This window comes from Mycolicibacter sinensis (genome assembly GCF_001667375.1).
GTDB classification, from domain to species: Bacteria; Actinomycetota; Actinomycetes; order Mycobacteriales; family Mycobacteriaceae; genus Mycobacterium; species Mycobacterium sinense_A.
Map to the genome: position 1 here is coordinate 1 of NZ_LZIN01000060.1, position 22,420 is coordinate 22,420.

Below are 22,420 nucleotides of genomic sequence, written 5' to 3' on the forward strand. Positions count from 1 at the left end.
GCCAGCGCCAGGCACTGCCGGCGGATCGGGCAGCCGGCGCAGAGCGCTTTGGCCCGCTCCAGGTCCGCGGGGTCGTCGGCGAACCACAGGTCGGGATCACGATTACACGGAAGCTCGGGTTGGTTCTTCATCATCGCTGGTCACCTGTTCTGGGAATAACGCAAAAAAATATGGCCACGGATCCTGGTCTGGGTCCGTGGCCATCGGGCGGCTTGAGCTGATGCGTTAGACAAAACCCCGATGCACGGACACGCCGGCAGCGGCATGCGCCGCCGCGGCAGCCGCACGTACGCCGATCGTGTTCGGGGTGTTCATGGTTAGGCAGGTTAACGGTTGCCGCCCGGGATGCACAACCGAATTTCTGACCTGCGCGTTCAGTCCCGGTTGCGGACCAGCTCGAGCACGTCGGAACCGAACTGTTCGAGCTTGCGCGCACCGATGCCCGGAATGGCCACCAGAGCGGCCTCGTCGACGGGCAGCATCTCCGCGATCGCGGTCAGCGTGTTGTCCGAAAAGACTATGTAGGCAGGCACTTTCAGCTCCGTGGCGGTGCGCAGTCGCCAATCTTTGAGCGCCACCAGCAGCTCGGTGTCGACGTCGGCCGCGCAAGTCTCGCACCGGCTCAGCATGATGGCCGCCGGTGTGCTCAGCTCCTTGTTGCAGACCCGGCAGTGCTTCGGAGCGCCGCGGGCCCGGCGCCGGGAGGAGGAACCGCGACCAGCCGGTTCTGCGGCCTGCGGCGCGATCCCGCTGAGGAACCGCGACGGTTTGCGCGACGCCCGCCCGCCCGGGGCACGCGCCAGCGCCCAGCTCAACGCCAAGTGCACCCGGGCGCGGGTGACGCCGACGTAGAGCAGCCGGCGTTCCTCCTCGACGGCCTCGCTGTCCGGGCCGTGCGCCAGGGCGTGCGAGATGGGCAGGGTGCCGTCGGCCAGGCCCACCAAAAACACCGCGTCCCATTCCAGTCCCTTGGCGGCGTGCAGCGAGGCCAGCGTGACGCCCTGCACCGTCGGCGGGTGGCGGGAGTCGGCGCGCATCCGCAGTTCGGCCAGCAGTCCGGTCAGATCCAGGTCGGGGCGCTGTGCCACTTCGTCGTCGACCAGTTCGGCCAGCGCGCCCAGCGCCTCCCAGCGTTCCCGGGCCTTGGCCCCGCTCGGCGGTTCGGCCGTCAGCCCGAGCGGTTCGAGGACCTGGCGCACGACGTCAGGTAGCGGCCCGTCGGCGCCACGCTCTGCTGCGCGTCGCAGCGCCACCAGCGCCTGCCGGATCTCCTGGCGGGTGAAGAAGCCCTCTCCCCCGCGGACCTGATAGGCGATCCCGGCCTCGGTAAGGGCCTCCTCGTAGACCTCCGACTGCGCGTTGATCCGGTAGAGCACGGCGATCTCGGCCGGCGCGGTGCCGCCCTCGATCAGCCGGGCGATCGACTTGGCCGCCCCGGCGGCCTCGGCGACTTCGTCGGGATACTCCCGAAACGTCGGTGCCGGGCCGGACTCGCGCTGACCGATGAGTTTGAGTTTGCTGCCGGCCACCCGTCCGCGGGCCGCGGCGATCACCCGATTGGCCAGCGACACCACCTCCGGGGTGGAGCGGTAGTCGCGTTCCAGGCGCACCAGGGCGGCGTCGGGGAACCGGCGGGTGAAGTCGAGCAAGTAGCGCGGCGAGGCACCGGTGAACGAGTAGATGGTCTGGTTGGCGTCACCGACCACGGTCAAATCGTCGCGCTGGCCCAGCCAAGCCGACAGCACCCGCTGCTGCAGCGGGGTGACGTCCTGGTATTCGTCGACCACGAAGCAGCGGTAGCGGTCCCGGAATTCGGCGGCCACGGCCGCGTCGTTCTCGATCGCGGCGGCGGTGTGCAACAACAGATCGTCGAAGTCGAGCATGGCCACTTCGCCGCGGGCCTTCAGCGCCTCATAGCCGGCGTAGACGTCGGCCAGCTTGGTGGCCTCGATCGGGGTGTCCCGTCCGGCGGCCGCCACCGCCTCCGGGTACTGCTCCGGCCCGATCAGGGAGGCCTTGGCCCACTCGATCTCGCCGGCCACGTCGCGCACGTCGTCGTTGGAGAGGCGCAGCCCGGCGTGGCCGGCGGCCCGGGCGACCACCCCGAACTTGCGGTCCAGCAGTTCCCAGGCGGTGTCGCCGACCACCCGCGGCCAGAAGTAGCGCAGCTGCCGGCGCGCGGCGGCGTGGAACGTCAGCGCCTGCACCGCGCCGACGCCGGCCGGGTTGCCGGCGGCCGAGCCCAGGGCGCGCAGCCGCGAGCGCATCTCACCGGCGGCACGCTGGGTGAACGTCACCGCCAGCACCTGCCCGGGCGCGACATGACCGGCCGCCACCAGCTGGGCGATCCGGTGGGTGATGGTGCGGGTTTTGCCGGTCCCGGCACCGGCCAGCACGCACACCGGCCCCCGAGGCGCCAGGACGGCGGCGCGCTGCTCGTCATCCAGGCCGGCGATGAGCGCATCCATGGCGTCCATCTTGACAGGGACCTCCGACGCCCGGCCGCGAGCGGCCCGCCATCCTCAGCGACTAGCGTTGGGCACTATGACTGTTAGCGATCCGCCGCTCATCATGTACACCACGCAGTGGTGCGGTTACTGCCGCCAGCTCAAGAAGGCCCTGGAGAAGTTCGAGATCGGCTACGACGAGATCGATATCGAGTCCGATCCCACCGCCGCCAAGTTCGTCGAGGAAGCCAACGGGGGCAACCGCACGGTGCCGACGCTGCGCTTCGCCGACGGCTCGACGCTGACCAACCCGACCGGCCGCGAGGTCAAGGCGAAACTGGATCGGCTCAGCAGCTGATCGCCTTTGCGGGATCAGCCGACCCAGGACTCGATGATCGTCCGGGCGATCGAGATCGACCCGGGCAGCAGTAGTTTCGCCTCCGCCGACCCACCGTTCCAGGCCCCGGCAGCTAAAGCGGCGCGCACCTCGTCGCGGGTGAACCAGGCAGCCTCGGTGATCTCACCGTCGCTGAACACGAACTCCTGGCCCGGCTCGGCGACAGCGTGAAAGCCCACCATCAGCGAGCGCGGGAACGGCCAGGGCTGGCTGCCCAGGTAGCTGACGTCGCGCACGGCCAGCCCGACCTCCTCGTGGACCTCCCGGACCACGCAGGCTTCGAACGACTCGCCCGCCTCGACGAACCCGGCCAGCAGCGAGAACATCCGCACCGGCCAGTTGTGCTGGCGGGCCAGCACCGCCCGGTCGGCGCCGTCGTGCACCAGGCAGATCACCGCAGGATCGATCCGGGGGAACTCTTCGGCGCCGGTGACGGGGTTGACCCGCGCCCACCCGCCGCGCACCGGTTTGGTCGGTGTGCCGTCGACGGCGGAAAACCGTGCGTTCTCATGCCAATTCAGCAAGGCGATGGCCGAGGACACCAGCTGTGCGCTGGTGTCGTCGAAGACGTCTCCGATGGCCCGCAGGTCCAGCACCGAGACGTCGGCGTCGGGCGGCGCCTGCAGCGCACCACGGAGCGCCCAGACGTGCCGGCCGTCTTCGAGGCGGCCCAGGAACACCGCGTCGGGTGGGGGCGCGTCGCCGAGTTCACCGGCGTCGTGCAACACCACCCGGCCGTCGGCGACCAGCACCTGGTTGCGGGGATCGACCCGCAACAGCGCAGCGGCAGACCAGCCGGCGACGGCCGCGTCGGTGTCGGTGCGCAACTGGTCGGCCCGGTCGGCGCCGACCCGCGATAGCAGGGGCACCTGGCGCAGCTGAAAACTCACTGGTTACCCACCGTGCGCACGTAGAGCAGCCGGTCACCGGTCTCGATCGCGTCCACTTCCGGTGCGTCCAGCCGCAGCAGCTGCCCGTCACGGACCACGGCGAGCACGATTTCGGTGAGATGCTTCGCCGAGGCGCCGACCTCTTTCTGCTCCACCTCCCGCTCGGCGATGGAGTAGCCGGCATCCGGGGTGAGCAGATCCTCGATGATCTCCACGACGTTCGGGGTGGTGGTGGCGATGCCGAGCAGCCGGCCGGCGGTCTCGGATGACACCACCACCGAGTTGGCGCCGGACTGCTCGAGCAGGTGCTGGTTCTCGGCTTCCCGGATCGCCGCCACGATGGTGGCCTCGGGGGCGATCTCGCGGGCGGTCAGGGTCACCAGTGCCGCGTTGGCGTCGTCGCCGGTGGCGACCACGATCGCCGCTGCGCGCTGGGCGCTGGCCAGCCGCAGCACGTCGGACCTGGTGGCGTCGCCGTCCACCGTCACGAACCCGGCGCTCTTCGCCCGTTCCAGCACCGCCCGGTCGGTGTCCACCACGACGATGTCGCTCGGAGTGGTCTCGTCGTCGCCGAGCATCGCGGCGATCGCGGTTTTGCCCTTGGTGCCGTACCCGATGACGATGGTGTGGTCGCGCACTCTTTTCCTCCAACGCTGAATACGGAAGGCCTGTCGGGAAGTGTCGGTGAACGCCTCCACGGTCGTTCCGACCAACAGAATCAGGAACGCGACCCGCAGCGGGGTGAGAACCAGGACGTTGATCGTGCGAGAGAACTGGGTCACCGGTGTGATGTCACCGTATCCGGTGGTGGACAGCGTCACGGCCGAGTAATACAGGCAGTCCAGGAAGGTCAGCCGCTCGCCTTGCACATCGATGTAGCCGTCCCGGTCGACGTAGACGAAGATCGTGGAGATCAGCAGAGCCCCCAGCGCGATCAGGCTGCGACGGTAGACGGTGCGCCCGGGGCTGGACTGCCCCTGCGGGATACGCAGCACGCTGACGAGCGCGTGACTGGGCTGGGCGGTCAGCGTCTCATCGAGACGACGCAGCCGTCGCCAGCTAGCTCCTGCCACGACGGGCGGTCATCGGTCGCACCTGACGCACGGACCCACTGTAACCACACGGGTCATCAACCGTTGAGCAGCGCGGTCAGCTCGGCGAGCTCGGGCAGTTCGTCGGGGACGACGGTCGTGCCAGTGCGCACATAGTGGAACGCGGCCCGCACCTTCGATTCCGGGCAGCCGGTCAGCGCGGCCCACGCCAGCCGGTACACCCCGAGCTGAACCGTGGCGTGCCGCTGCGCCTCCGGCCCGGCCGGGGCCGCACCGGTCTTCCAGTCCACCACGGTGACGCCGCCGTCCGGCTCGGCGAAGACCGCGTCGATCCGCCCGCGCACCAGGGTCTGCCCGACGGCCATCTCGAAGGGCACCTCCACGGCGACCGGTGAGCGGGCCGCCCACGGCGAGCCCAAAAACGCCTCCTGCAGGCCGGCCAGCTCCTGCGCGTCGACCCTGGCGGTGTCGGCGTCGGCCGCGCCGGGTAGATCGTCGAGCTCGAAGAGCCGCTCGGCGCCGTAGAGCCGTTGCACCCAGTCGTGGAACGCGGTGCCCAGCAACGCATGCGGGTCCGGGCGGGTGGGGAGGCGGCGGGTCAGCCGCTGCGCCGCACCGGCCGGGTCGCGGCTCAGCTCGACCAGATTGCTCACCGAGACCTGGCTGGGCAGCGTCCGGGCCGGTTGTGCGGCGGCCAGGGCCCGCTCGGCCAGCAGCGCGTCGACGTCGGCGGCCCACGGACTGTCGGCCGACGCCGCGGAGCCCCCGGCCATCGCGGCGGCGACCAGTGCGGCTCCGGCTAGCACGGAATCGCGGCGCGAGCCGAGCGGGTCTGTCGGCCAAACCGCTTCCGCGGCGCTGTCGCACAACGGGTTTGGCTCACCGTCGGCCGGCGCCGGCGTCCAGTGTTCGATGACACCGGCACCGGACTCCTCGATGACCGCCTTGAGTTCGGTCAAAAATTCCGACGGTCCACGCGGCTTGGTCTCACCGAATCCCCAGTGGTGACCGGAGACCAACAGGGTGTCCTCGGCGCGGGTGACCGCGACGTAGAGCAGCCGGCGCTCTTCGTCGACCCGGCGCTGATCCAGCCGGCGCTGATGCTCGGAGATAGTGTCGGACAGCTGCTTTCGATTGGTGACCGCGCCGGTGTCGAGCACTGGGACACCGTGCGCGCCGGGTTCATGCGGCGGTCCCAGCTTCGGCTCTCCTCCGTCGAGCCTCGCTGAACCGCCGGGTTCATGCGGCGGTCCCAGCTTCGGCTCTCCTCCGTCGAGCCTCGCTGAACCGCCGGGTTGATGCTCGGCGCGGTCACCGCGCAGCAGCGGCGGCAACTCGGCGGCGTCGGAGAGCCAGCTGCGCCGCGACGCGGTCGACGGGAACACCCGCGCCACCAGGTGCGGCACCGCCACCACCTGCCATTCCAATCCTTTGGCGGCGTGCACGGTGAGGACCTGGACCCGGTCAGCGGCGACCACCGGCGTGGCCGGCGCCAACCCGTTCTCCACCACGGCGGCCGCATCCAGGTACGCCAGCAGACCCGGCAGGGATGCCGGGCCGCCGACGTCCTCCACATACCCGGCGACCACGTCGGCGAACGCGTCGAGCTGTTCGGTGCCCAACCCGGCGGCCACCGGCTGCGCGGCGAGCACCTCACAATCCAGGCCCAGCAGCCGGCGCACCTCGGCCACCAGATCGGGCAGCGGATGCCACAGGTGACCGCGCAGCGCGGTCAGCTCCTCGGCCAGTGCGAGGATGCGCCGGTACCCGGTGGCCGAATAACGCTCCGCCGGCCCGGGATCGGCCAGCGCGTCCGCCAGGCAGGCGGTGTCGGAATCAGGTCCGGCCTGCGCGGCGATCTCGGCGGCCGAAACCGGCCCGGTCGCCTGGTCGGGGCGGACCAGCTCGGCGGCGCGCCGCCACAGCGCGGCCAGGTCGGCGGCGCCGAGCCGCCACCGCGCGCCGGTCAGCACCCGGATCGCCGCCGCCCCGGCCGCCGGCTCGGAAACCAGCCGCAGCATCGCCACCAGGTCGGCGACTTCGGGCACCGACAGCAGTCCGGCCAGCCCGACCACCTCCACCGGGACGCCCCGGGCCCGGATCGCCTCGGCGAACGGCGCGGCGTCGGCGTTGCGCCGCACCAGCACCGCCGCGGTGGGCGGGGCGGCACCCTCAGCCTCGGCTTGGCGGTACCGGCGCTGCAGCGCCTCGGCGACCCACTGGTGTTCGGCGGTCAGGTCGGGCAGCAGCGCGAGCCGCACCTCGCCCGGTGCCGCATCCGGGCGTGCCCGCAGCGTGTGCACGGTGACCGAGCGCCGCCTCGCCTCGGCGGAGATTTCGTTGGCCACGTGCAGCACCTCCGGCGGGTTGCGCCAGCTCGTCCGCAGCTCCAAGGTGGGGGCCGGGGTGCCGTCGGAGAGCGGGAAGTCGGTGGCAAAGCGCGGCAGGTTGGTGGCCGAGGCGCCGCGCCAGCCGTAGATCGACTGAATCGGGTCGCCGACTGCGGTCAGCGCGAGGCCGTCGTCGGCTCCCCCGCCGAACAGTGCCGACAATGCGATGCGCTGGGCGTGCCCGGTGTCCTGGTATTCATCGAGCAGCACCACCCGGTAGGTGGCGCGCAGCCGGGCGCCGACGGACTCGTCAGCCTGGGCCAGCCGCGCGGCGGTGGCCATCTGCGCACCGAAGTCCATCACCCGCTCCGCCCGCATCCGCTGATGCAGGGCGTCGATAAGCGGTACCAGCTGCGCACGTTCGGTCTGGGTGTCGAGCATCTTGAGCAACGTCTGGTTGGGTTCGGCGCGCTGACGTGGGCCCGGCGGCAGGGTGTGGACCAGGCGCTCCAACTCCAGGTGGGTGTCTCGCAGCGCCTCGGTGTCCACCAGGTGTTCGGCCAGCTGTCCGGCCAGGCGCAACACCATCGAGGTGATCGCGGCCGGATCCCGGTCGGTGCGCAGCTCGCCGGGGTAGCCGCTGACCACCTCGTACGCCAGCTGCCACAACCCGGTCTCGGTGAGCAGCCGGGTGTCGGGCTCGATGCCCAACAGCAACCCGTGCTCGCGCAGCAGCGCGCCGGCGAACGCGTGGTAGGTGCTGACCGTAGGGGCGGCCGGCCCAGTGGTATCGGGTTCGGCGGTCATCAGACCGGCGCCGGCCAGCCGGGCCAACCGGGAGCGCACCCGGCGCAGCAATTGGCCGGCGGCCTTGCGGGTGAACGTCAGCCCCAGCACCTGGCCCGGGTCGGCGTAGCCGTTGGCGACCAGCCACACCACCCGGGCGGCCATCGTCTCGGTTTTACCGGCGCCGGCTCCGGCGATCACCACCAGCGGGCCCGGCGGCGCGGCGATGACCGCGGCCTGTTCCGCGGTGGGCTGGTGCAAGCCGAGCGCCTCCGCCAGCTCGGCCGGGCTGTAATGCGGGTTCATGCGCCGCTCCGCGTGTGGGCCGGACAGATCGGCTGGATCGGGCAGTGCCGGCAGCCGTCGTTGACCCGGGCGGTGAACTGCGGACCGGCGGTGGCCGCCGCCGCCTGCGCGATCCGCTCGCGCCACTGGCCGCCGGTTTCGGCGGTGAGCGGGTTCTGTTCGCGCTCGGTGGCGCCGCCGGCTCCGGGCTTGGCCGGGTAAACCAGCCGGGCGCCACCGGGCTGCTCACCGGATCCGAGCAGACCGGCTTCGGCCGCGAGCTGGTAGACGGCCAGCTGCGCATGTTGTTGCGCGTCGTCCTTGCTGATCGGGGTCTTGGCGGTCTTGACGTCGACGACCACCAACCGTCCGGCGGCGTCACGTTCGACCCGATCGATCCGGCCGCGGAGCCGCACTCCCTCCCCGGCGTCGATCACCCCGTCGAAGGCGACCTCGGTGCCGACCTCGGTGAGCTCACCCCGGGTCTGTGTCCGCCACGCCAGAAACGTCTCGATCACGGCGCGGTGCCGCTGATGTTCGTTGGCCGAGTACCACGCCGACTCGAACGGCAGCTGCTGCCAGGCCCGGTCCAACTCGGCCAGCAATTCCTCTGCTGTGACGGCCGATTCGGCGACCAGGGCGTGCATCACCGACCCGATCGTCGAGCGCAGGTCACGGCCGTCGGTCCCGCCGTGTCGCTCGGCCAGCCAGCGCAGCGGGCAGTCCAGCAGGCTCTGCAACGCCGAGGGCGACAGCGTGACCCCCCGCCCGTCCTCGGCGCGCCACAGCGGTTCCTCGGTGCTCACCGGCGCCGCGCCGTACCAGTCGGCCGGGTCGGCGCCCGACACCCCGGCAGCCGCCAGCCGTGCCAATTGCGTTGCGGCGTCGGCACGTTCGGTATCGCCCACCTCTGCTTCCGGCGCGCAGACCACAGCGCGCAGTCGACCCACCAGCCCGGCTGCCGACAGCACCGGCGGAGCCACGACCGGCGGCGCCGGCGTCCGGGCGACGTCGGGCATCACGCAGGCCGCGAGTTCGGTGACGAACTCCGACGGGATCTGCTCCTCGGCGCTGCCGTCCCCTTCCCCGTCGACGGCGGTGATCATCACCCGGCGACGCGCCCGGCCCAGCGCCGCCACCAGCAGCCGCCGCTCCTCGGCCAGCAGTGGTGCGCGGGCCGAGACATCGTCACCGAGGCCGTGCAGGGTGTCCAGCAGCCGCTGGGTGCCCAGCACGCCGCCACGCGGAACGGTGTTGGGCCACAGCCCTTCCTGCACACCGGCGATGACGACCAGATCCCACTCGCGGCCCAGGGCGGCATGCGCGCTGAGCACAGCGACCGCCTCGGCGCCGGTCGCGGGCTCGGCCCGGGGCATCACCAGTTGCATGGCGCTGACATGGTCGACGAGCCCGGCGAGCGTCGCGCCGGCGGTACGCGCGGTGTACTGCTCGGCGAGATCGAACAGCGCGGTCACCGCGTCCAGGTCCCGGCCGGCTTGGGCGCCGGCCGTCCCGCCGCGCTCGGTCGCCGACAACCAGCGCTGCTGCAGCCCGGACCGATTCCAGGCCTGCCACAGCGTGTAGTACGGGTCCCGGCCGTCGGCGTGGCTGCGGGCCGCGGCCTGCAGCACCGCGCGCACCCGCCGCAGCGGGCGCACATGAGCGGCCGGCAGCTGGCCGGAGTCACCGGACAACACCGCCGCCAACCGGTCGCCGGGCTCATGCGGCGGTCCCAGCTTCGCCTCTCCTCCGTCGAGCCTCGCTGAACCGCCGGAATCTGCTTCCGGGGCGCCGCCGCGGCGCAGGATGCGCTGCAACTGCCGCAGCGAGATCGGATCCATGCGCCCGATCGGGCCGGTGAGCAGTTCCAGCGCCCGACGGCCGTCGACACCGTCGGCGGCGCACTCCAGCACGCTCAGCAGGGCGGCCACCGCCGGCTGCTCGGCCAGCAGGCCACCGGGTGCGGGCAGGGTCACCGGAATGCCGGCGGCGGCCAGGGTGCGGGGCAAGCGGGCCGCCGCGCGCGGCACCGAGCGGACGATCACCGCCATCTGTGACCACGGCACGCCGTCAAGGAGGTGGGCGCGCCGCAGCGTGTCGGCGATCAACGCGGCCTCGGCATGACCGGAGGCCGCGGTGCGCACGGCGACCGAGCCGACGTCGGGCCCGCTGCCCTCGAGGCGGCGGACGGGCCCGGGCCCGGGCAGTCGGGCGGCGACGGCGTTGATGGCGTTAGCCACCGCCGGGGCGCAGCGGTGCGAGACCGAGAGCTGCACCGCGGGTGCGTCGTCGGTGAGCAGGGCGGCGGGCTCAGCACCGCGGAACCCGAACACCGCCTGATCGGCATCGCCGGCGATGACGCTGCGCTGCACGCCGGCGGCGAGCACCCGCACCAGCCGGGCCGCCTGCGGGTCGAGTTGCTGCGCGTCGTCGACCAGCAGCAACCGGATCCGGCGGCGTTCCTCGACCAGCAGGTCGGGGTCGGCCGCGAAGGCCTCCAACGCGGCCCCGACCAGTTCGGCGGCACCCAGGGCCGGCGTGGTCGCCTGCGGTGCCGCGGTGCCGACCGCCGCGCGAAGCAGCATCACCTGCTCGTACTGCCGGGCGAAGCGGCCGGCGGCGGCCCACTCCGGGCGGCGGCACCGCTTGCCGAGCCGGACCAACTCGGCCGGGTCGACGCCGCGTTCGGCGCAGCGCGCCATCAAGTCCCGCAGTTCGGTGGCGAAGCCGTCGGTGGCCAGCGCTGCGTGCAACGACGGCGGCCAGGCTCCGGGTCCGTCACCGGCGAGCAGTTCGCGGATGACGCTGTCCTGCTCGGCCCCGGTGACCAGCCGGGGCGGTGCGGCCTCGGCCCGGCGCGCGGCGCGCTGCAGCACCGCGAAGGCGTAGCCGTGCACGGTGCGCACAACGGATTCCCGGATCACCGGCCGGCCGGGCGGGCGGGCCCGCAGCAGCGCCGCCGTCACCGCGGCGCGTGCAGCGGTGCCGATGCGGCCGGGGGTGAGTAGCAGCACCGATTCGGGGTCGAGGCCGTCGGCGACGTGGGCGACCGCCGTGTCGAGCAGCAGGCTGGTCTTACCGGTCCCGGGCCCGCCGAGCACCCGCAGCACACCGCGCCCTGCCGGATCCAGCGCGACGCGCGCTTCGGCGGCATGCGATCCCCGGTGCTGCGTCATACCGCCCATGACAGCACTGCCCTCTGACAACTCCGGCCGCGGCTGGCACCATCGACGGGTGAATTCCGATCATCTCCTGCACGTGCACCGCTACGGACCACCCGGGCCGGTCCAGATCCTGGCGATCCACGGCCTGACCGGCCACGGTCAGCGCTGGCAACACTTGGCCGAAGATCATCTGGGTGAATTCAGCGTCGCGGCACCGGATCTGATCGGTCACGGCCACTCGTCGTGGGCGGCACCGTGGACCATCGACGCCAATGTGACGGCGCTGGCCGCACTGCTGGAGCGCTCCGCCGACGGGCCCGTCGCGGTCGTCGCGCATTCGTTCGGCGGGGCCGTCGCCTTGCACCTGGCCGTCGAGCACCCGGATCTGGTGGCCGCCCTGGTGCTGCTCGACCCGGCGATCGGCCTGGACGGGGAGTGGATGGCCCGGATCGCCGACGCGATGCTGGCCTCCCCGGATTACCCCGATCCCGCCGAAGCCCGCGCCGAAAAGGAACATGGCTCCTGGTCGGACGTCGACGCCTCCGTACTGGACGCCGAAGTCGACGAACACCTCATCACCTTGCCGAGCGGGCGTGTCGGCTGGCGCATCAGCGTCCCGGCGATGATGTCGTACTGGAGCGAGCTGGCCCGCGACATCGTCCTGCCGGCCCCGGGTACCGCCACCACGCTGGTGCGGGCACGCCGAACCTCACCGCCCTATGTGGGCGAGAACCTCATCGCCGCGCTGCGGGCCCGACTGGGAGCGGACTTCCGGCTGGTGGACCTCGATTGCCAGCACATGGTGCCGCACGCCAGACCCGGCGAGGTTGCCGAGTTGATCCGCGCTCGGTTGCCCTGATGGCAACGGTCACCGACGAGCAGGTCGAGCGGGTGCGTGCGCTGGTCGCCGCGATCCCCGCCGGCCGGGTCGCTACTTACGGCGACATCGCCTCGGCAGCAGGGCTTTCCAGCCCTCGCATCGTCGGATGGATCATGCGCACCGATTCCGCCGACTTGCCGTGGCATCGGGTGATCCGGGCATCCGGTCAGCCGGCGCCACACCTGAGCATCCGGCAGTTGGAACGGCTTCGCGCCGAAGGGATTCTGGCCGACAACGGCAAGGTGGATCTGCGCACCGCGCGTCACCGGTTCTGATAACGCCCAGTCGCCCAACGTGTCACCATTGCGAAAAAATCCGCTGCAGATCGCACTGAGTACACGCTCGGCGCGACGAAGGACCGCTTACAGCGCCAAGCGCACCAGCGCCGCGGTGCGCGCCAGGCCAGGGAAGGCCTCGGCCGTCGACCGCGGGTGCAGGGCGTGCACCGCGAGCCGGAACATCAACGCGCGCAACAACATTTGCGGCCACTCGGGCAGTGACTCCCAACGTTCGATGAGCCCGTCGTCGGCCTCCCCCCACGACAGGGCGTCCACCACCACCACCCCGGCAGCCCACGACGGCGGGCGCCAGTACGGCGTGATGTCGGTGATGCCGGGCGCCGCGGCGCCGGAAAACAGCACCGTGCCATAGAGATCCCCGTGCACCAACTGGCTGGAACCCTTGGTGGGTTTGCGCAAGGTGGCGAGCTGATTGATCAGGTCGATCGAGCGCTGACCGTCCACCGAGCCCGGGGCCAGCCGGGCGCCGGCCTGCAGCGAGGCGAACGGCCGTTCCTCCCACGCCGCCCGATCGGCGGCGATGAACACGTCGACGTCCGCCCACGGCGCCACCGGCGCCTGGGTGAGGAAACGCGGCCGCTCCAATTTGGCGGTGGCCTCATGCAGCCGAACCGCCGCGGAGACCACCTCGTCGTGACGGGGCTCCGGGCTGCCGGCCACGAAGGTGTCGGCCCGCCAGCCCGACACCACATAGCGTCCGTCGGTGGAGCGCACCGGCCGGGCCAGCCGGATGCCGTCGGCGAACAGCGTCTCGCGCACCTTCGCCGACCACGCGGCCCTGGCGTGGTCGGCCACCATGGACACCACCACTTCCCCGCATTTCCAGCCGTCCTCCCAGCCGGCGGCCAGCGGGGTGGGCGCGGCGCCGCGAAGGCCGAACGTCGCCAGCACATGCTCAGGCGGCGGCTCGACAGTCACACGGTCAGCCTAAGCGGTAACTACAAGCGAGCCTCGCTGAACCGCCGGTCAGTACATCACCATGTCGGGTTGCATCTGCTTGGCCCACGCCACAATTCCCCCCTGCAGATGGACCGCGTCGGCGAATCCGGCCTTCTTCAGAGTCGCCAGGGCCGCCGCCGAGCGGACGCCGGTCTTGCAGTACAGCACCGACATCCGATCCTGGGGCAGGGTCGCCAGCCCCTCGCCGGAGTTGATCGTCGACTGCGGAACCAGCCGGGCCCCCTCGATCCGGTTGATCTCCCATTCCGCCGGTTCGCGCACATCGATCAGCGCCAGCGGCCGCCCGGAGTCCAGCAGCTCCCGCAGCTCGGCCGGCGTGATGGTGGAGCCGTCCGCCGCCTCGGCCGCCTCGTCGGAGACCAGCCCGCAGAACGCCTCGTAATCGATCAGCTCGGTGATCTTGGGCGTAGAGGGGTCCTTGCGGATCGCGATGGTGCGGTAGCTCATCTCCAGGGCGTCGTAGATCATCAACCGGCCCAGCAGCGACTCGCCGATCCCGGTGATCAACTTGATCGCCTCGGTGCCCATCACCGACCCGACGGATGCGCACAGCACCCCCAGCACACCGCCCTCGGCGCAGGACGGCACCATCCCCGGCGGCGGCGGTTCGGGGTACAGGTCCCGGTAGTTCACGCCCCGGCCGTTGGGCGCGTCCTCCCAGAACACCGAAATCTGGCCCTCGAAACGGAAGATCGACCCCCACACGTAGGGCCGGTGCGCCAGCACCGCGGCGTCGTTGACCAGGTAGCGGGTGGCGAAATTGTCGGTGCCGTCCAGGATCAGGTCGTACTGGGAGAACAGCTCGACGGCGTTGTCCGGCGCAAGCCGGAGCTGGTGCAGCCGCACCCGGACCAGCGGGTTGATCGCCTTGATCGAGTCGCGGGCGCTTTCGGCTTTGGACCGGCCGACATCGGCGACGCCATGGATGACCTGGCGCTGCAGGTTGGATTCGTCCACGACGTCGAAGTCGACGATCCCGAGGGTGCCGACGCCGGCGGCCGCCAGGTACAGCAGCGTCGGCGCGCCCAGCCCGCCGGCCCCGATCACCAGCACCCGGGCGTTCTTGAGCCGCTGCTGTCCCTGCACGCCGACGTCCGGGATGATCAGGTGGCGGCTGTAGCGCGTTACTTCATCCCTGGTCAGCTCGCCGGCCGGCTCCACCAGCGGCGGCAGCGAATTCGACACCGACAGCTCTCCTCAAAATCGCATCCACCACCATCACAGCAGTTGATCGGGTCAACGACAAACGGCCCGCGACGCTTCCCGAACCGGATTTCTAAGGAATCGGAGCGGGCCACGGGTTGAACCGGCAGGTCTTGCCGTCGGGCTTGACCCAGTCCGGGTCGAACTTCGCCGCGTCGTCGTTGGAGGTGCCGAACGTCTGCTGCATCATCACCGGGGCCAGGGCGTCCTGCTTCTCGCACGGTTCGTGGTGCTGATAGCCGAGGGCGTGACCGACCTCGTGGTTGATCAGGTACTGCCGGTAGGAGCCGATGTCGCCCTGGAAGGGCACCGCGCCGCGAACCCAGCGGGCCTCGTTGATGAACACCCGCGGTTCCGACCTCGCCCCGTAGGACGGGTTGTAACAGGACGCCTCCAGAGGGATCTCGTAGCCGCAGCCCTCCCGGACCGTCATCGGCGACGTCAGCGAGATCCGAAAATCGGGATCGACGCCGCTGGTCGCATCCACCCGGACGAACCCGATCTGAGGCGTGTGCGTCCACCCCTTGGGGTTGCGCAAGGTCTGGTCGACCATCCGGGCGAACGCCTCGTCGCCGCCGAAGGCGGTGGTGTCGATGCCGTTCTCGACCTCGATGGTGTAGGCGAACACCTTCTGGCTGCCCCGGCCGAACACCGATCCGGTGCCGGGAATGATGTGCCACGCCATGTCGCCGGCCTCGGTGAACGGCCCACCGTCGGGAAGCATGCCGGTCGGCAGGTTGACGTCGAATTCGGTGAGTCCCCGCGGTGGCGCACCGATGATCGAGGTGCCGGCCGACCCGATCGTCGGCGGGCCGCCCTGGACCGGCTCGTCGATGTCCGGCGCGCGCACCCCGGTTCCGGTCACGGTCTGGTACACCACCACCACGGTGAGCACCATCAGCACCGGCAGCGCATAGGCGCGCCAGCCGTAGGTGGACACGAACCTGCCCAGCCAGCTCTGCTTGCGCCACTGCCGATGGACGTCGCGGTCCGACCGCAGCCGCCCGGCGCCGGCGGCCAGCGGGTCACGTTGCGCGCGCAGGGGTTCGCGGAAACGATCCCGAAGCACCGGGGCTCGACCGCCGCCGTGCTGCCCCGGGTCGTAGGTCACCTTCTCAGGATGACACAAGCACTGCGAGCTGGGACTCTTCGCCGCGCCAGCGGGCGGCGGCGTGGGGCGTCCCGAACCGGTCCGCACCGCATTGGTGGATGTCGCTGGCGGAAGTGAAGGGTGCAGCGCGTAGTCTCGCTCTCACGCACCGGCCGCCGGATACCTCCTTCGTCGGCCGCCGAAACCCGGATTGAGGAGTCGATGAGCAAACCGATCGACACGGCCGAGCGGGGCGGCGCCAAGGCGGCCGGCCGCGCCCCGGCCAGCGCCAAGGCGCCGGCGGCCGGCCGTCGAGGCAGCCGACTTCCCCGCGATGAGCGGCGCGGCCAGCTGCTGATCGCAGCCAGTGAGGTGTTCGTCGACCGCGGCTACCACGCGGCCGGTATGGACGAGATCGCCGAGCGCGCCGGTGTCAGCAAACCGATTCTCTACCAGCACTTTGCGTCGAAACTGGAGCTGTACCTGGCGGTGCTGGCCCGGCACGTGGAGAACTTGGTCTCCGGTGTGCGGCAGGCGTTGCGGACCACCACCGACAACCGCCAACGGCTGCGCGCGGCGGTGCAGGCGTTCTTCGACTTCATCGAACACGACGGTCAGGGTTATCGGCTGATCTTCGAGAACGACAACGTCGCCGAGCCGCAGGTGGCGGTCCAGGTGCGGGTCGCCACCGAATCCTGCATCGATGCGATCTTCGACCTGGTCAGCCGCGACTCCGGCCTGGACCCGCACCGGGCCCGGGCGGTGGCGGTGGGGCTGGTCGCGATCAGCGTGGACTGTGCCCGCTACTGGCTGGACAGTGACCGCCCGATCTCCAAGGACGACGCCGTGGACGGAACGGTGGCGTTCGCCTGGGGCGGGCTGTCACACGTGCCCCTCACCCGCTAGGTCAATGGCGATGGCCCGCTGCGCCCGGCTTCGCCGCGCTTGCGACCACCGCTAAGCGGAACTGGCCCCGCTCGCGGCGTCGGAACCGATCCCGAACCCGACCCGCCGGCTGTCGGCGATGCCGATCTCCACGTAGGCGATCTTGGCGGTCTGCACCAGGAACCGACGACCCTTCTGGTCGGTCAGCGACAGCAGTCCCCCGTTGCCGGCCCCCGGCTCAAGCGCGGTCGCGACCAGTTCCTCGACCTCATCTGGCGTCTGCGCACTATTGATGACCAGTTCGCGCGAACTGTCGGTGACCCCGATCTTGACCTCCACGCCGGCCCCTTTCATGTCGCGGTGGGCGTTGTTAAGCAGGCTAGTGGACGGTGCCGGAGTTGAGAGCCACCGGCTGTTCGCCGTCGGCGATACCGGACGCGCGATCGCCCGTTAGGCCAATCCCAGCTCGCGCATGCGCTCGTCGTGGGTGTGCTGGGCCCGTTCGAAGAACCCGGCCAGATGGCCCAGTCCGGCCGTGCCGGAGATCACCAGGTCGACGAGTTCGTCGCGGTCGGCCAGCACGTACTGCGCCTGGGTGATCGCCTCACCGAGCAAGCGGCGCGACCACAACGCCAGCCGGCTGCGTTGTTTGGCACTGGAGGTGACGACGCTGCGCACCTCGTCGACGACGAACTGTGAATGCTTGGTCTCGGCGAGCACCGACCGCACCACGTCGGCCGCCTCGTCGGGCAGGCCGTCGGCGATCGCCAGGTAGAAGTCCGCGGCCATCGCGTCGCCGACGTAGGTCTTGACCAGTGCTTCCAGCCAGGTACTGGGCATCGTGAGCCGGTGGTAATTGTCAAGGGCCGTGGCGTATTTCGACATCGCCGCCACCACGTCGACCCCGCGACTGTCCAGGGCTTGGCGCAACACCTCGAAGTGACCCATCTCGGCGGCGGCCATGGCCGCCATGGAGATCCGCCCGCGCAGATCCGGTGCCATGCGGGCCTCGTCGGTGAGCCGATAGAACGCCGCCACCTCGCCGTAGGCGAGCAGGGCGAAAAGCTCGATGATGCCGGGATGATCGGCGGACAGTCGCGGCGGCGAAGCCTGGGTCAGCGGGTCGGTCGAGGGAACCGAATTCATCACCACACTGTAGGCGTTCCGCCGGAATGCACCGATGCCCGGGCCGAACAGGTAGCATAGGGAGAAGGCAGTGCCGAATCGGCGCTGCCGCGCAATGTGCGTACACGCGGTTGGCCCGCCTCCTCGGCGAGTGCAGGGCCCCCGAATCGGCAAGTCAGGTATCGACCGTCACAGCGTGTGCGCCCCGACCACACCGCGATCGACCTATCTACCGCGCCGACTTCGAAAGGCATCTGCCAGCGCATGACCCCGCTTATCTCCACCACCCGTCCCACCTCTCCCCCCAGCTTCGCCGAATTGGGCGTCCGCGACGAGATCGTCCGCGCCCTGGCCGAGGACGGCATCGAACACGCCTTCGCGATCCAGGAGCTGACGTTGCCGCTGGCTTTAGCCGGCGATGACCTGATCGGCCAGGCCCGCACCGGCATGGGCAAGACCTTCGGCTTCGGCATCCCGCTGCTGCAGCGGGTCAGCACCAGCACCGACCGGCCGCTGACCGGCATTCCGCGGGCGTTGGTCGTGGTGCCCACCCGTGAGCTGTGCATCCAGGTCTCCGGCGACCTGGCCGACGCGGCCAAATATCTCACCGCCGGGGACCGGCCGCTGTCGGTGCAGGCCATCTACGGCGGCCGGCCCTACGAGCCGCAGATCGAGGCGCTGAAGGCCGGCGCCGACGTGGTGGTCGGCACCCCGGGCCGGCTGCTCGACCTGGCCCAGCAGGGCCACCTGCAGCTCGGCGGGCTCACGGTGCTGGTGCTCGACGAGGCCGACGAAATGCTGGACCTGGGCTTTCTGCCCGACATCGGGCGCATCCTGGCCCGTATCCCCGACGACCGGCAGTCGATGCTGTTCTCGGCGACCATGCCCGGCCCGATCATCACGCTGGCCCGCAGCTTCATGAACCAGCCCACCCACATCCGCGCCGAGGCGCCGCACTCCTCGGCGGTGCACGACGCCACCGAGCAGTTCGTCTACCGGGCCCATGCGCTGGACAAGGCCGAACTGGTCGCCCGGATCCTGCAGGCCCGCGGCCGCGGCGCCACGATGGTCTTCACCCGCACCAAGCGCACCGCGCAGAAGGTGGCCGACGACTTGGGCGAACGCGGGTTCAAGGTGGGCGCGGTGCACGGCGACCTCAACCAGGTGGCCCGCGAGAAAGCCCTCAAATCGTTCCGCACCGGCGACATCGATGTGCTGGTCGCCACCGACGTGGCCGCCCGAGGCATCGACATCGACGACGTCACGCACGTCATCAACTACCAGTGCCCCGACGATGAGAAGACCTATGTGCACCGCATCGGCCGCACCGGGCGGGCCGGGAAGACCGGTGTCGCGGTGACCCTGGTCGACTGGGACGAGCTGCCCCGCTGGACGCTGATCGACAACGCGCTGAACCTGTCCTGCCCGGATCCGGCCGAGACCTATTCCAGCTCTCCGCACCTGTTCACCGAGCTGAACATCCCCGCCGAAGCCAGCGGCACCATCGGCAGACCGGCCCGGTCGTCGGCCAAGCGGGCCGAGGGCACAGACGGCGAGCGCCGCGAGACGTCCGCCGACCGGCAGCGGGCGCCGCGTAACACCACCCGGTCGCGGCGGCGTACCCGCGGCGGCCAGGGCGGCTCGGCCGACGCCGCGCCGCAGGCCGCCCGGCCCGGCGATGCCGGCGAGGCCCGGACCGCCGGATCTTCTGACGACAGCGCGCCCCGGCGCCGTCGTCGCCGGCGGCCGAGCAAGGCGGCGGCCGCCGCGAACGGCAACTGAGCCGGGCCGCCCAGATGGTGCGACCGGAGCGCCGCACCGCCGGCGATCTGGTGGCCGCAGCGCTGATCGCGGTCGTTGTCGTCGTCGCCGGGGTGATCGTGTGGTGGACCAGTGACGCCCGCGCCACGGTCAGCCGGCCCGCGACGGACTCGTCGAGCAACCCTCCGTCGGCCGCTATGGTGCCGGCGGCCCTGACCCAGCGGTGGACGGCACCCAGCCCGGTCACCCGGGCGCCGGTAATGGTTTCCGGCACGGTGATCACCGGCGACGGGCCGCAGCTGACCGGACGTGACCCGAGCACCGGCGAGGAACGCTGGAGCTATGCCCGCGGCGTCGATCTGTGCGCGGTGTCCTGGATCTACCGCTATGCCGTCGCGGTGTACCCCGACTCCCGCGGCTGCGGCCAGGTCAGCACGATCGTCGCGGCGAGCGGCCAGCGCGGACCGGCCCGAACCAGTTATGCCGATAAGAGTGTGACCGTCACCTCCGAGGGCAGTGCTGTGCTCTCGGCCGGAAGTACCCGCCTGGAGCTGTGGCGCTCGGACATGGTCCGGACGCTGTCCTACGGCGAGATCGACGCCCGGGTGAAACCGTCGGCTCGCGGCCGCGGCCAAGGCTGCACCCTGGTGTCGGCCGCCGCGGCGTCGGCGGCGGTCTCGGTGCTCGAGGCCTGCCCGGGACAAGATGATCTGCAACTGACCCTGCTGCGCCCCGGCAAGGACGAAGACGAGCCGGAACGCCAGCATGTGCCCGAGCCCGGGGTGGCCGCCGACTCCGGCGCCCGGGTGCTGGCGGTGACCGACTCCGATTCCGGCACCAATACCGCGGTCTACCTGCCTACACCGCAGCCGCGGGTGGAGGTGGTCGACCAGACCGGCACCACGATCGCCAAGACGCTGCTGCCGGGCAGACCCACCGCCGACAGCGCCGCCCTGCAGGTGTCCCGGCCCACCGGGTTGGTGTGCTGGTGGACCGGCGATGCCGTGATGGTATTCGACGCCGGAACCCTGACCTACCGCTACACCGTCCCGGCCGCCGGGGCCAGGGTTCCGCTGGGACCGGCGGCACTGATGGCCGATCGGCTGCTGATTCCGGTGACCGGCGGGGTGGGCGTGTTCGACCAGTACACCGGCGCATTCGAACGCGTCATCCCGGTCAGCCGCCCGCCCGGTGTGGCGGCGGTGTTTCCGGCGGTGTCGGGCCCGACGGTGCTCGAGCAGCGCGGCGACACCGTGGTCGCGCTGGGCTGATACCGGCGACCTTCCCTGGGCACGAGCGTGCGCAGACCCGGGAATTCGCTCGGCCTGGCGGCCGGGTACACGCACGCTCGCGGATAAAAAACGCCTAGATCTCGGGGCTGAAGGTGGGCAGCGTCTTGCCCCGCTTCCAGTAGGTGAGCAGCGCTTCGGCCAGCTCCCGATACGCCTGGGCGCCTTTGTTTTTGCGGGCCGCGATCACCGACGCGCCCGATGCACTGGCCTCGGCGAACCGCACGGTGCGCGGGATCGGCGGGCCCAGCACCGCCAGACCGTACCGGTCGGCGATGTCGAGCAACACGTCACGGCTGTGGGTGGTGCGCGAGTCGTACAGCGTCGGCAACGCGCCGAGCAGGCGCAGTTTCGGGTTGGTTATCTGCTGGACGTCGGCCACCGTGCGCAGGAACTGGCCGACGCCGCGGTGGGCCAGTGTCTCGCACTGCAACGGCACGATCACCTCGCCGGCGGCGGTGAGCCCGTTGAGGGTGAGCACCCCCAGCGACGGCGGGCAGTCGATGATGGCCACGTCGAACTCGTCGTCGAGCTTGGCCAGCGCCCGCGCTAAGGCGTACTCGCGGCCGGCGCGCATCAACAGCATGGCCTCGGCGCCGGCCAGGTCGATGTTGGCCGGCAGCAGCGTCATGCCTTCTTCGGTCGGCACCAGTGCGGCGTTGGGTTCGACCTCGCCGAGCAGCACCTCGTGTATGGACACCGGCAGCTTGTCGGGGTCGTGCCCCAGTGAGAAGGTCAGGCAGCCCTGCGGGTCGAGGTCGACCAGCAGCACCTGCTGACCCAGTTCGGCCATCGCCGCCCCCAGCGACGCCACCGTCGTGGTCTTGGCCACGCCCCCTTTCTGGTTGGCAACCGCCAGTATCCGCAGTCGGCTCACGTTGCTTCCTCCCTTTGCACCACCGCCATACTGGCACGGCTTGCGGCCCCCGCAGCACCAAACGCGGCTCGGTGTCCGCCGTCGGGCAGAATCGACGGACGTGAGCATCGAGGAACACCGGTTGCTGCTTGTGCGCCACGGTGCGACCGAGTGGTCGGAGAGCGGGCGGCACACCGGGCGCACCGATTTGGAGCTGACCGACACCGGCCGGCGCCAGGCGGTGGCCCTCCGCTCGACGCTGGCCAAGCTCCGGCTGGACAACCCGCTGGTGATCTCCAGCCCACGCCGGCGCGCCCAGGTCACCGCCGAGCTCGCCGGCCTGCACGTCGATGAAATCTCCGACGACCTCGCCGAATGGGACTACGGCCGCTACGAGGGGCTGACGACCGAGCAGATCAGGGAATCCGAATCCGACTGGCTGATCTGGACCCACGGCAGCGCGGGCGGTGAAACGGTGGCACAGGTCAGCGATCGCGCCGACCGGGTGTTCGCGTCGGCGCTGCGGCAGCTGGCCGCGCGCGACGTGGTCTTCGTCGGCCACGGTCACTTCTCCCGGGCGGTGATCACCCGCTGGCTCGAGCTGCCGTTGGCCGACGGTGCGCGTTTCGGGATGACCGCGGCGTCGATGGCGGTCTGCGGATTCGAGCACGGCGGGCGCCAGCTCACCGCGCTCGGGCTGACCGGGCCGGGAGCCTGAGGG

Annotated in this window: 19 protein-coding genes; 7 read left to right on the forward strand and 12 right to left on the reverse strand. The window is 70.9% G+C overall.

The window, feature by feature from the left end; all coding sequences use genetic code 11:
- A partial coding sequence (locus tag A5771_RS21955) for a WhiB family transcriptional regulator (protein ID WP_207545435.1) occupies positions 1–134 on the reverse strand: 134 nt, incomplete at its 3' end.
- 240 nt (positions 135–374) lie between these two features.
- Positions 375–2,477, reverse strand: a complete 2,103-nt coding sequence (locus A5771_RS11865; protein ID WP_064855417.1) for an ATP-dependent DNA helicase UvrD2 — start codon at positions 2,475–2,477, stop codon at positions 375–377.
- A 67-nt stretch (positions 2,478–2,544) separates the two neighbouring features.
- On the opposite strand from A5771_RS11865, the gene A5771_RS11870 reads away from it, so the two are divergent.
- Complete coding sequence (locus tag A5771_RS11870) at positions 2,545–2,805, forward strand: mycoredoxin (protein ID WP_064855418.1); 261 nt, start codon at positions 2,545–2,547, stop codon at positions 2,803–2,805.
- 14 nt (positions 2,806–2,819) lie between these two features.
- Here the strand turns inward: A5771_RS11870 and nudC are convergent, their stop codons facing one another.
- Genes nudC through A5771_RS11890 form a run of 4 tightly spaced genes read right to left on the reverse strand, consistent with a single transcriptional unit; the run spans position 2,820 to position 11,363 of the window.
- The gene (gene nudC, locus A5771_RS11875; RefSeq protein ID WP_064855419.1) at positions 2,820–3,734 is read right to left on the reverse strand and encodes an NAD(+) diphosphatase; all 915 of its coding nucleotides are present in this window, start codon (positions 3,732–3,734) and stop codon (positions 2,820–2,822) included.
- The gene (locus tag A5771_RS11880; RefSeq protein WP_064855420.1) at positions 3,731–4,807 is read right to left on the reverse strand and encodes a potassium channel family protein; all 1,077 of its coding nucleotides are present in this window, start codon (positions 4,805–4,807) and stop codon (positions 3,731–3,733) included. The genes nudC and A5771_RS11880 overlap by 4 nt, the downstream gene beginning before the upstream one ends.
- Positions 4,808–4,863: 56 nt before the next feature.
- Positions 4,864–8,208: an ATP-dependent helicase gene (locus A5771_RS11885; protein ID WP_064855462.1), complete on the reverse strand. Its 3,345-nt coding sequence runs from the start codon at positions 8,206–8,208 to the stop codon at positions 4,864–4,866.
- Entirely contained in the window at positions 8,205–11,363 is a 3,159-nt protein-coding gene (locus A5771_RS11890) for an ATP-dependent helicase (protein WP_064855461.1), read from the reverse strand. The genes A5771_RS11885 and A5771_RS11890 overlap by 4 nt, the downstream gene beginning before the upstream one ends.
- Before the next feature lie 58 nt (positions 11,364–11,421).
- On the opposite strand from A5771_RS11890, the gene A5771_RS11895 reads away from it, so the two are divergent.
- The gene (locus tag A5771_RS11895; protein WP_064855421.1) at positions 11,422–12,210 is read left to right on the forward strand and encodes an alpha/beta fold hydrolase; all 789 of its coding nucleotides are present in this window, start codon (positions 11,422–11,424) and stop codon (positions 12,208–12,210) included.
- Positions 12,210–12,506 (forward strand): MGMT family protein, encoded by a 297-nt coding sequence (locus A5771_RS11900; RefSeq protein WP_064855422.1) that lies wholly within the window; start codon positions 12,210–12,212, stop codon positions 12,504–12,506. Before A5771_RS11895 ends, A5771_RS11900 begins: the two co-directional genes overlap by 1 nt.
- Before the next feature lie 87 nt (positions 12,507–12,593).
- Here A5771_RS11900 and A5771_RS11905 read toward each other — a convergent pair whose 3' ends face one another.
- From A5771_RS11905 to A5771_RS11915, 3 genes are all read right to left on the reverse strand, one after another.
- Positions 12,594–13,448, reverse strand: a complete 855-nt coding sequence (locus tag A5771_RS11905; protein WP_064855423.1) for a TIGR02569 family protein — start codon at positions 13,446–13,448, stop codon at positions 12,594–12,596.
- A gap of 48 nt (positions 13,449–13,496) precedes the next feature.
- Positions 13,497–14,675: an adenylyltransferase/sulfurtransferase MoeZ gene (gene moeZ, locus A5771_RS11910; protein ID WP_064855424.1), complete on the reverse strand. Its 1,179-nt coding sequence runs from the start codon at positions 14,673–14,675 to the stop codon at positions 13,497–13,499.
- 91 nt (positions 14,676–14,766) lie between these two features.
- On the reverse strand, positions 14,767–15,804 hold the full coding sequence (locus tag A5771_RS11915; RefSeq protein ID WP_064855425.1) for a DUF3152 domain-containing protein: 1,038 nt from the start codon (positions 15,802–15,804) through the stop codon (positions 14,767–14,769).
- A gap of 201 nt (positions 15,805–16,005) precedes the next feature.
- On the opposite strand from A5771_RS11915, the gene A5771_RS11920 reads away from it, so the two are divergent.
- The gene (locus tag A5771_RS11920) at positions 16,006–16,689 is read left to right on the forward strand and encodes a TetR/AcrR family transcriptional regulator (RefSeq protein ID WP_064855426.1); all 684 of its coding nucleotides are present in this window, start codon (positions 16,006–16,008) and stop codon (positions 16,687–16,689) included.
- Between the two features lie 51 nt (positions 16,690–16,740).
- Here A5771_RS11920 and A5771_RS11925 read toward each other — a convergent pair whose 3' ends face one another.
- Together A5771_RS11925 and A5771_RS11930 are read right to left on the reverse strand one after the other, a co-directional pair.
- Entirely contained in the window at positions 16,741–17,007 is a 267-nt protein-coding gene (locus tag A5771_RS11925; RefSeq protein ID WP_064855463.1) for a DUF3107 domain-containing protein, read from the reverse strand.
- A gap of 111 nt (positions 17,008–17,118) precedes the next feature.
- Entirely contained in the window at positions 17,119–17,814 is a 696-nt protein-coding gene (locus A5771_RS11930) for a ferritin-like fold-containing protein (protein WP_064855464.1), read from the reverse strand.
- A gap of 243 nt (positions 17,815–18,057) precedes the next feature.
- Here A5771_RS11930 and A5771_RS11935 point away from each other — a divergent pair, with 243 nt between their 5' ends.
- A complete protein-coding gene (locus A5771_RS11935; RefSeq protein WP_064855427.1) occupies positions 18,058–19,575 on the forward strand; it encodes a DEAD/DEAH box helicase in 1,518 nt (505 codons plus the stop codon).
- Between the two features lie 14 nt (positions 19,576–19,589).
- Positions 19,590–20,825: an Rv3212 family protein gene (locus A5771_RS11940; RefSeq protein WP_064855428.1), complete on the forward strand. Its 1,236-nt coding sequence runs from the start codon at positions 19,590–19,592 to the stop codon at positions 20,823–20,825.
- Between the two features lie 94 nt (positions 20,826–20,919).
- Here the strand turns inward: A5771_RS11940 and A5771_RS11945 are convergent, their stop codons facing one another.
- Positions 20,920–21,720, reverse strand: coding sequence for a ParA family protein (locus A5771_RS11945; RefSeq protein WP_082947199.1), 801 nt, complete (start codon positions 21,718–21,720; stop codon positions 20,920–20,922).
- A gap of 100 nt (positions 21,721–21,820) precedes the next feature.
- Between A5771_RS11945 and A5771_RS11950 the strand changes: the two genes are divergently transcribed.
- Entirely contained in the window at positions 21,821–22,417 is a 597-nt protein-coding gene (locus A5771_RS11950; RefSeq protein ID WP_064855429.1) for an acid phosphatase, read from the forward strand.
- Positions 22,418–22,420 lie beyond the last annotated feature (3 nt).